Source organism: Frankia sp. CeRuru1, assembly GCF_977966315.1.
The window spans coordinates 1-8,308 of record NZ_CDWWEW010000235.1 but is presented as its reverse complement, the minus strand read 5'-3'; the positions used below and the strand labels follow the sequence as shown (position 1 = coordinate 8,308).

The 8,308-nt window shown below is 69.4% G+C and carries 14 protein-coding genes; 12 read left to right on the top strand and 2 right to left on the bottom strand.

Annotated elements, in window-relative coordinates; genetic code table 11:
• The 12 genes from AC08OP_RS16350 to AC08OP_RS16295 form a co-directional block, all read left to right on the top strand.
• Positions 1 to 202: hypothetical protein (locus AC08OP_RS16350; RefSeq protein WP_476614992.1), on the top strand; the 202-nt coding region annotated here is incomplete at its 5' end.
• Complete coding sequence (locus AC08OP_RS16345; protein WP_476614991.1) at positions 199 to 522, top strand: hypothetical protein; 324 nt, start codon at positions 199 to 201, stop codon at positions 520 to 522. The genes AC08OP_RS16350 and AC08OP_RS16345, both read left to right, overlap by 4 nt.
• A complete protein-coding gene (locus tag AC08OP_RS16340; protein WP_476614990.1) occupies positions 519 to 833 on the top strand; it encodes a hypothetical protein in 315 nt (104 codons plus the stop codon). Before AC08OP_RS16345 ends, AC08OP_RS16340 begins: the two co-directional genes overlap by 4 nt.
• 84 nt (positions 834 to 917) lie before the next feature.
• Positions 918 to 1,052, top strand: a complete 135-nt coding sequence (locus AC08OP_RS16335) for a hypothetical protein (RefSeq protein WP_476614989.1) — start codon at positions 918 to 920, stop codon at positions 1,050 to 1,052.
• Positions 1,049 to 1,477, top strand: coding sequence for a hypothetical protein (locus tag AC08OP_RS16330; protein WP_476614988.1), 429 nt, complete (start codon positions 1,049 to 1,051; stop codon positions 1,475 to 1,477). Before AC08OP_RS16335 ends, AC08OP_RS16330 begins: the two co-directional genes overlap by 4 nt.
• 79 nt (positions 1,478 to 1,556) lie before the next feature.
• Positions 1,557 to 1,979: a RapZ C-terminal domain-containing protein gene (locus AC08OP_RS16325; protein WP_476614987.1), complete on the top strand. Its 423-nt coding sequence runs from the start codon at positions 1,557 to 1,559 to the stop codon at positions 1,977 to 1,979.
• Positions 1,980 to 2,010: 31 nt separating this feature from the next.
• A complete protein-coding gene (gene dnaE, locus AC08OP_RS16320; protein WP_476614986.1) occupies positions 2,011 to 5,613 on the top strand; it encodes a DNA polymerase III subunit alpha in 3,603 nt (1,200 codons plus the stop codon).
• A gap of 158 nt (positions 5,614 to 5,771) precedes the next feature.
• Positions 5,772 to 5,990 carry a hypothetical protein gene (locus AC08OP_RS16315; RefSeq protein WP_476614985.1) on the top strand — a complete coding sequence of 73 codons (219 nt, stop codon included), beginning with the start codon at positions 5,772 to 5,774 and terminating at the stop codon, positions 5,988 to 5,990.
• Positions 5,987 to 6,433, top strand: coding sequence for a hypothetical protein (locus tag AC08OP_RS16310; RefSeq protein WP_476614984.1), 447 nt, complete (start codon positions 5,987 to 5,989; stop codon positions 6,431 to 6,433). Before AC08OP_RS16315 ends, AC08OP_RS16310 begins: the two co-directional genes overlap by 4 nt.
• Positions 6,434 to 6,519: 86 nt before the next feature.
• Positions 6,520 to 6,702: a hypothetical protein gene (locus tag AC08OP_RS16305; protein ID WP_476614983.1), complete on the top strand. Its 183-nt coding sequence runs from the start codon at positions 6,520 to 6,522 to the stop codon at positions 6,700 to 6,702.
• Positions 6,703 to 6,771: 69 nt separating this feature from the next.
• Positions 6,772 to 7,089, top strand: a complete 318-nt coding sequence (locus tag AC08OP_RS16300) for a hypothetical protein (protein WP_476614982.1) — start codon at positions 6,772 to 6,774, stop codon at positions 7,087 to 7,089.
• A gap of 4 nt (positions 7,090 to 7,093) precedes the next feature.
• A complete protein-coding gene (locus AC08OP_RS16295; protein ID WP_476614981.1) occupies positions 7,094 to 7,330 on the top strand; it encodes a hypothetical protein in 237 nt (78 codons plus the stop codon).
• 103 nt (positions 7,331 to 7,433) lie between these two features.
• Here AC08OP_RS16295 and AC08OP_RS16290 read toward each other — a convergent pair whose 3' ends face one another.
• On the bottom strand, positions 7,434 to 7,709 hold the full coding sequence (locus AC08OP_RS16290) for a hypothetical protein (RefSeq protein ID WP_476614980.1): 276 nt from the start codon (positions 7,707 to 7,709) through the stop codon (positions 7,434 to 7,436).
• Positions 7,710 to 7,811: 102 nt separating this feature from the next.
• Positions 7,812 to 8,009 carry a hypothetical protein gene (locus tag AC08OP_RS16285; RefSeq protein ID WP_476614979.1) on the bottom strand — a complete coding sequence of 66 codons (198 nt, stop codon included), beginning with the start codon at positions 8,007 to 8,009 and terminating at the stop codon, positions 7,812 to 7,814.
• Positions 8,010 to 8,308 lie beyond the last annotated feature (299 nt).

Sequence of the window (8,308 nt, the reverse complement as noted above, 5' to 3'; positions counted from 1 at the left end):
CAGAAGGGACACACCCATCATGACCGCCCCCCGCGCCCGTGCGCGCACCGTCTCCACCATCCCGCCGGCAGCGCCTGGCGCCCTGGACGTTCTGATCGTCGACGCGGTGCGCGCCGCCGTCCGCCGGACTGTCAGCGCCGCGAGGATCGCCGCCGGTAACCGCTCCCGTCGCCGCCAGCATCATCGGGCGGGTGTCCGGTGAGCGCCGCCGCCGCTGCCGAGCGGGTCGCCCGCGGCGCCCGACTCCTCGACCAGCAGCGCCCCGGATGGGCCCATCGCTTCGACCCCGACGCCATCGCGCCCAACGGCCCCGTCGGCTGGCAGATCGTCGGACATCTCTACCGAGACCCGGACATCGACACCTATGCCAATGCCTACACCTACGGATGCGTCGACCTCGGCCTCCAGACGAGACAGGACGAGTTCGACCATGGCCTCGACCCAGACGGCACCGACGACTGGCGCCGACTGAACCTGCAGTGGATCACCGAGATCCGCCAGCGCCAGGTGGGTGCCCGGTGAGCGCCGTCGACCTCCCTCCGCACGGCCGCGCGTGGCTGCGCTACGACGACGACCGCGGCGGCATGTGGGCCGAGGACCCGCGGACCGGACGCTGGTGGCTGTGCTACTCGGACGGCTGGCACAGCGCTGGACGGCCAGACGACCTGGGCGACCTGCTGCTCGCCGGGACGACGGAGATCCCAGGCGAGAGCCATCCCGACCTGCTCGCCGAGGCCGTCGACCTTCTCGTGACCCGGCCTGGAGACGACTATCCCGGTCTCCGCCGCGCCGAGGCGCTCGGGGGCATGAAGAAGACCAGCGACAACGGCTGAGTATCCCCGGCGCGGCCCATACGCCTGGACAGCAACGGCCGCGCCGGGGTCCACCCCACATCCCTCCACAGGAGAGCAGGAGCCATGCCCATCATCCTCACCGCGGCCGAGGACTCCAACCCTGTCAACCGCAGCCACTGCCCGGCCCATGGCCCGTACGGCGGGCTGATCTGCCCCCGCTGCGTCACCACGCTGCCGCCCCGGACGGAGACCCGGTGAGCTCCGCCGCCGTGTACGCCGTCCTGGGCGTCACCCTCTACGCCGCACATCAGCTGGCGGACCACGTCCTGGGCCAGACCGACACCCAGGCCGCCGCCAAGGCGCAGCCGGGCCGGGCCGGCTGGGCCGCCCTGGCCCGCCACGTCGCCCAGTACCACGCGGTCGTCGTGGCCATGACCGCCATCACCGTGGCCGCTCTGCACGTGCCGCTGAGCCTGCCCGGGGCGGCCGCCGGGCTGGCGGTGTCCGCCGGCACCCACGCCCTGTGGGACCGGCGCTGGACCGTCCGCTGGGTCCTGGAGCACACCGGCGCCCGCCGGTTCGCCGCACTCGCCGAGGGCGGCCTCAACGGCATGTACTTGGCCGACCAGGCCCTGCACCTGGCCTGCCTGTGGGCCGCCGCGCTCCTCACCGCCACCCTCTAACCCGAACCCACGCCAGAAAACCATCGGCCGGCGAATCAGACCGGTCTTTTCTCCCCGCACCACCTCCCGCGCTACCCCCATGCCGAAAACCATCCGAAAGGACGCATTCCCAATGCGCGCGACCAGACATTCCGAGGATTCGACAGAGGTCGTATCGTTCGGCTATCTTCACGGCACCCCACCGAAAGCCGACATCACACTCGACCTTCGGACGCATTTCCGGGACCCCCACGTACAGCCGCAGCTGCGGTATCTCACCGCCCCACGACCCGGCTGTTCGCAACACCGTATTGACCACCCCGGGCATTGCGTCGCTCATCACCGCGACCGTCGCCGCCGTCCAGGTGTTCCACGCCGCCCCTCAGCCGGCCGGGTGACCGTCGCCGTGGGATGCGCCGGCGGCCGGCACCGCGCGGCCACCGTCGCCATGGCCATCGCCGCCCCGCTCGACCAGGCCACCGTGCACCACCGCGACCTGACGAAACCCGTCGTCGACCGCTAACCACCCCGCGACGCGAGAAAGGCAGGGCCGCATGAACCAACGCCACCGACACCGCTCCTTCGTCCACCTGCACGTCCACACCGACCACTCGATGCTCGACGGGGCGGCGCGGATCGGGGACCTGGTCGCCGAGGCCGCGCGGCTCGGTATGCCGGCGGTCGGGATGACCGATCATGGCACGATGTCCGGTGCCTACGACCTGCACCGGGTCGCCACCGCGGCCGGCATCACGCCCGTCATCGGGATCGAGGCGTACGTGGCCCCCGCCGGACGCCACCACAAAACGCCGGTGTTCTGGGGTAGCACGAAGCAACGCTCGTCCGACCAGTTCGGGGAGGGCGGCGACGTCTCGGGTGCCGGGGCGTACACCCACATGACCATGCTCGCCCGCGACGCCACCGGCCTGCGCAACCTGTTCAGGCTGTCGTCGCTGGCCTCGATTGAGGGCTATTACCGCAAGCCCCGGATGGACGCCGAGCTGCTCGCCACGCACTCAGCGGGGGTCATCGCCACGACGGGCTGCCCGTCGGGCGAGGTGCAGACCCGGCTGCGGCTCGGGCAGCCCGACGAGGCCCTGCGCGCCGCGGAGACCTACCGGGAGATCTTCGGGCCCGAGAACTTCTTCCTGGAGCTGATGGACCACGGGCTGGCCATCGAACGCTCGGTCCGCGCTGGCCTGCTCGACATCGGCCGGCGGCTCGGCCTGCGCCCGCTGGCCACGAACGACTCCCACTACGTTACCGCCGACCAGGCCGGTGCCCACGCGGCACTGCTGTGCGTCCAGAGCCGCAGGACCCTGCATGACCCCAGCCGGTTCAAGTTCGACGGCGAGGGCTACTATCTCAAGAGCGCTGAAGAGATGCGGGCCCTCTGGGACGACGAGGTTCCCGGCGCCACCGACACGACGCTCGACGTCGCGGCCCTGGTGGAGTCCTACGACGAGGTGTTCGCCCACCGCGACCTCATGCCAGTCTTCCCGCTGCCCACGGGGGAGACCGACGAGTCCTACCTGCGCGACCAGGTCGCCGCCGGCCTGGCCCGACGCTACCCCGGCGGCGTACCGAACGATCGGCGCGACCGCGCGGCCTACGAGCTCGACGTCATCGTCGGCAGGTCGCTGTCCACGTACATGCTGGTCGTGGCGGACATCTGCCGGGAGGCGCGTGAGCGCGGCATCCGGGTGAACGCCCGCGGCTCGGCCGTCGGCTCGATTGTCGCCTACGCGCTGGGGATCACCGGCCTGGACCCGATCGACTACAAGCTGTACTTCGAGCGGTTCATCAACCCCGAGCGCCCCTCGATGCCCGACATCGACCTGGACGTCGACGAGCACCGGCGCGGCGAGCTGATCAGCTACGTTGCGGACCGATACGGACACGACCGCGTCGCGCAGATCATCACCTTCGGGACCATCAAGGCCAAAGCCGCGGTCCGCGACGCCGCCCGCGTGCTGGGGCACCCGTTCGCGGTCGGGGACCGGATCACCAAAGCCCTCCCGCCACCGGTGATGGGCCGCGACGCACCGCTGGCCGCCGTGTCCGACCCGACGCACCCCCGCTACGGCGAGGCGACCGAGGTCCGCACGATGCGCGACGCCGATCCGGTGGTCGCCGAGGTACTGGATCTCGCGACCGGCCTGGAGGGCGTGATCCGCCAGGCCGGTGTGCACGCGGCCGGCGTCATCGTGTCCCGCGACCCCCTCGTGGACGTCCTGCCGGTCTGGCGCCGGGACGACGGCGCGACGATCACGCAGTTCGACTTCCCGACCTGCGAAGCCATGGGCCTGCTGAAGGTTGACTTTCTGGGCCTGCGGAACCTCGCGATCCTGGAAGCCGCGCTCGCCCACATCCGGCGCACCCGCGGCGAGAACATCGACCTGGAGACGGTTCCGCTCGACGACCCCGCGACGTTCTCGCTGCTGGCCTGCGGCGACACCCTGGGGGTGTTCCAGCTCGACGGCACGGCGATGCGGGCCCTGCTGCGTGCCATGGCCCCGACAGCATTCGAGCACATCTCCGCCGTGTTGGCCCTCTACCGGCCGGGTCCGATGGCGGCTGGCGCGCACACTGACTACGCAGACCGCAAGAACGGCCGCAAGCCGGTCGTGCCCATCCATCCCGAGTTGGCTGAGGTCTGCGCGGACATTCTCGGTGACACGTACGGCCTGATCGTCTACCAGGAGCAGGTCATGGCGATCGCGCAGGCGGTCGCCGGCTACTCGCTCGGCAAGGCTGACCTGCTGCGCCGGGCGATGGGCAAGAAGAAGAAGGAGATCCTCGACAAGGAGTTCGCCCCCTTCTCCGCGGGGATGCGCGCGGGCGGGTACTCCGACGCGGCGATCAAGACCCTGTGGGACATTCTCGTCCCGTTCTCCGACTACGCCTTCAATCGCGCCCACACCGCCGACTACGGGATGGTGTCGTACTGGACCGCGTACCTGAAGGCGAACTACCCCGCTGAGTACATGGCGGCCGTACTGACCTCGGTCGCGGTTGTCCCCGACCGAATGGCGATCTACCTGGCGGAGTGCCGACGGATGGGCGTACGGGTACTGCCCCCAGACGTCAACGAATCCGAGCTGGATTTCACCCCGGTGGGGGAGGGCATCCGGTTCGGCCTCGGTGCGGTCCGCAACGTCGGTACGAGTGTGGTCGACGCAATCATCACGGGTCGGCAGAAGGCCCCCTACACCTCGTTCCCCGACTTCCTCAACAGAGTCGAGGCGCCGGCATGCAACAAGCAGGCCGTCGGCTCACTGATCATGGCCGGGGCGTTCGACTCTCTCGGCCATCGGCGGCGCCCCCTCTTCGAGGTCCACGAGGGCGTGATCGGCGCGGCACTGCATGCGAAGCGGGCCAGGGCGGCTGGGCAGTACGACATGTTCGATGACGTCGATGATGGCGTCGATGACGAACCGGCGCCCAGCAGGATTGATCTGGACCTGGGCGGCCCGGAATGGCCGCAGCAGGAACTGCTGGCCCAGGAGCGGGCCATGCTCGGCCTCTACGTCTCCGGCCACCCCCTGGACGGGGCGCGGGCGATACTGGAGCATCACCGCTCGACCACGATCGTGGACCTCCTCGACGCCGGCCAAGCCGGGCGCGAGGTGCGCATCGCGGGCATGATCTCCAAGGTTGACCGGAAGGTCAGCAAGAGCTCCGGGGCACCGTGGGCGGCCGTGACCGTGGAGGACCTGGAGGGCGCGATCGAGGTCCTGTTCTTCTCGCGGACTTACGCGGCACTTTCGGGCCGGCTCGTCCCGGACGCGGTGGTGTCCGTGCTGGGCCGGGTCAACGAGCGGGACGGCTCTATCAGCCTGGTAGCGAGCGACCTGGCCACCCTGGACCTCACCGCCTCGGACGTCGAGGAGACGCCGGTCCTGCTCACCCTGCCCGTGAGTGCGATCACGCCGCGCCTGGTCGGCGAGCTGCGTAGGGCCCTGACGGCACACCGCGGCTCCCGACCGGTACGCCTGAGCCTTCAGGGCGAGAGGCGGCGCACGCTGATGGAGCTCGAATACAAGGTCCACGCCACACCCGCGCTGCGGGGCCGCCTCGATGCGCTGCTCGGTATCGGCGCGGTGTCCGTGTGGCCCACCGAGGGCCATCGGGCGCCCAGGCGAGGGGCTGCGTGACGCCGACGTGCGGCGCCGCGGACCAGCGGGCCCGAGTGGCGACGTGACGCCCCGAAAAAACACGGTGTCGGACCGTTTCGCGCACCGAAGGAGGAAGATGTCCCGCAGAAAGGCGAGATCATGAAACATGAAAGCTGTCATCATCGAGGGAGACCAGCGTGACTACGACTCCGGCGCAGCCCGCCCTGTTCGACGGCGCCCCGGCCCGGGCGGTGTCCGCCTCCGGCCTGGGGGACCCGCGCTTTCTTGAGGTTCGCCGGACGATCGAGGAATTTCCCGAGCTCCAGGGGCGGCTGGCATGGGACCGTCTCAACGCGCTCGCGTTGGGCATTCAGGAGGCACTGGAGAGGCTTGATCAGAAACGGCGGGCTGCATGATTGTCCGTCGATGGGGGCTACGCTACCTCGATCTCGACTCCGCATGGGTGCGCGAACACCGTCCCGACCTCGACGCGGACGACCCGATCGACTCCTGCGGGATCCAGATGGAGGGGTGGCCCGACCAGACCGAGATCGTGATGTGGAAGTGGCGGAAGATTCTCGACGAGGATGATGGCCGCCCCTACCAGCTCGTCCGCCAGGACATCACCTACGGCCGGTACCGGGACGCCACCCGGGAGGACCTCGCGGCCGACCGCGCGGGGTCAGCCGCGCTCAACTGGGCCACGCGACTACCTGGAGGACAGGTCGACCCACAGGCCTCTCTTGACACTGCCCGGCGGCGCGGCGACGACTGGCCGATCTTGTGTCGGGATGTCACCACGGGGCCGTGGGTGGAACTGCGCGAGACCGGGATCGCCGGAGAGAGCGAGACGGCGTGATGTGATCAACTCAGTAAGACGGTTGATGCCAGGCTACTGTGAAAGCGGCTTGACGACGTCCACAGGTTTTGGAGAAGGTGCGCGCGATGGTGGAGCTCGAGCAGCACCTGCCCGAGGTCGAGATCCTCGATGAGGACCCCCCCGAGGGGTGGATCGAGGCGGCCGAGGTGGGCCTCGCCGACTATGAGGCCGGACGGTTCGTCGTCTGCGACCCCGAGACGTTCGATCGACTTCTGGCCGACGCTGCCGTCCATCCACAGGCGAGCTGAGCCCGTTCCGTTATCCACAGGCCCTGGGCCCGATTCGTACAGGGAGTCGAAAGGCGGCTAACGTATCGTGTGCCTACCTTCCTGCCGGTTGCCGCGTTCTGGGCGGACTGGGGCCGGCTGCGACCCGAGCAGCGCGCCGCGTTTCTGCGGGCGCGAACCCTCTTCGTCGAGGGGCTGACCGCAGGCACGTTCCACCCCTCGCTGCGCGTGAAGGGGTACAAGTCAGCTTCGAGCGTCTACGAGATGACCTGGGCTCCCGACGGCCGGGCACTGTGGGCTTACGGGCAGCCCATCCCAGGGCGGCTGGGCCCGCATGTCGTGTGGCTGCGAATCGGATCGCACGAGATCTTCCGTCAGCCACCGACAAGTACGCCTACGAGAAGATGACCCTATGATCAGAGATCTGCTCTGGAAGGCGGCCGAGGCACTGGAAGCGGGGGAGAACCCGCTCACCGAAGCTTGGCTCGACGCACATACGACACAGGCCGAGCGGCGGGCACTGCTCGAGTCGCTCGCACAGGGGGCACGGCTGGCCGCCTGGGTGGGCGACAACTCCGGGACGGCGGCAGCACAGGAGGCCCTGGAGGGTATCCGGCGAACTGCCGCACGGCGTGCCCAGTGGCTATGAACATCGCCTCAACAGTGATCCCAACCCCTTCTCCGCCGTCCCTGCCACCGGTGTTGCGGTGGGATGGGTAGCTGCTGCGCCGACACCTCCGCGGCACCGAGCGTCAGCGAGAACCGAACAGGCGCAGGTACTCCGCAGCCGAGTTCGGGTTGCGACCCCACTCCCGCAGGCCCGAGCCGACATTGTCGGTCGAGTAGTCGTCGAAGTAGCACTCGCCGCGTAACATCCGGCGGCTGTCGGGGAGCTTCTCGTCCCAGAGGCCCTGGAAGAAGTGGCGCATCCACCGGATGAAGGCCGGGTTATCGCCGCCGCCCTGCTGTTTGACGGAGGTTGCGCGGGAGTACGGCGTCAGCCAGCAGAACGTCTCCCGTGCAGTCATCCGAGGGGACGAGGTGTTCTCCGATTCGGAGAGGCTCGCCGACGCTCTCGCGCTCGCGCGGGCCGCCGACGTGAGCATGTACCTGCTGCTCGGGCCATCTGCCTAGTCGGGGCGGGTCGCCTGCACTCCGGTCGCAATGGCCGCCGCAGCCTGGGCGAAGGCGATCTTTCCGGTGTCGTCGAGCTGGTCGTAGTCGACCTCGTGAAGGATCTGCATCGCGGCCCGCAGGTAGACGTCGGTGTTGGTCGTGGTGATGAGCGCGTGCGGGTGCGGGGTGGGCGGCAGGGCAGGCTTGGCCATGAGGCCATGATGGCCGAAGGAGGTCATCCGCGTCTCAACGGGCGTCGGTGCGCCAAGGTGTTGTAGCGGACCGATTGCGGCGAACGACTCTCGCGGTACGAGTCCGATCGGCTACGTTCAGGCCCCATCGCGTCGAACACGGACTCCAGGGGCACGCTGCACGGCCGGCAGCGCGCAGGTCCGGGCGCTGGGGCAGAAGTCGGCCAGATGCCGTGTCCGACGAGTGGCACCCGAGTCGCCTGCTCGTCGAAGTGCCGGAGAGCGGCCCCACGGAACGCCAAGACATCACGGTCCTGCGT

Bases quoted from the DNA above. Each gene is read 5' to 3' on its own strand.
- AC08OP_RS16335 (WP_476614989.1), top strand. From the start codon at position 918: ATGCCCATCATCCTCACCGCGGCCGAGGACTCCAACCCTGTCAACCGC.
- AC08OP_RS16325 (WP_476614987.1), top strand. From the start codon at position 1,557: ATGCCGAAAACCATCCGAAAGGACGCATTCCCAATGCGCGCGACCAGA.
- dnaE (WP_476614986.1), top strand. From the start codon at position 2,011: ATGAACCAACGCCACCGACACCGCTCCTTCGTCCACCTGCACGTCCAC.
- AC08OP_RS16310 (WP_476614984.1), top strand. From the start codon at position 5,987: ATGATTGTCCGTCGATGGGGGCTACGCTACCTCGATCTCGACTCCGCA.
- AC08OP_RS16305 (WP_476614983.1), top strand. From the start codon at position 6,520: ATGGTGGAGCTCGAGCAGCACCTGCCCGAGGTCGAGATCCTCGATGAG.
- AC08OP_RS16295 (WP_476614981.1), top strand. From the start codon at position 7,094: ATGATCAGAGATCTGCTCTGGAAGGCGGCCGAGGCACTGGAAGCGGGG.
- AC08OP_RS16290 (WP_476614980.1), bottom strand. From the start codon at position 7,709: ATGACTGCACGGGAGACGTTCTGCTGGCTGACGCCGTACTCCCGCGCA.
- AC08OP_RS16285 (WP_476614979.1), bottom strand. From the start codon at position 8,009: ATGGCCAAGCCTGCCCTGCCGCCCACCCCGCACCCGCACGCGCTCATC.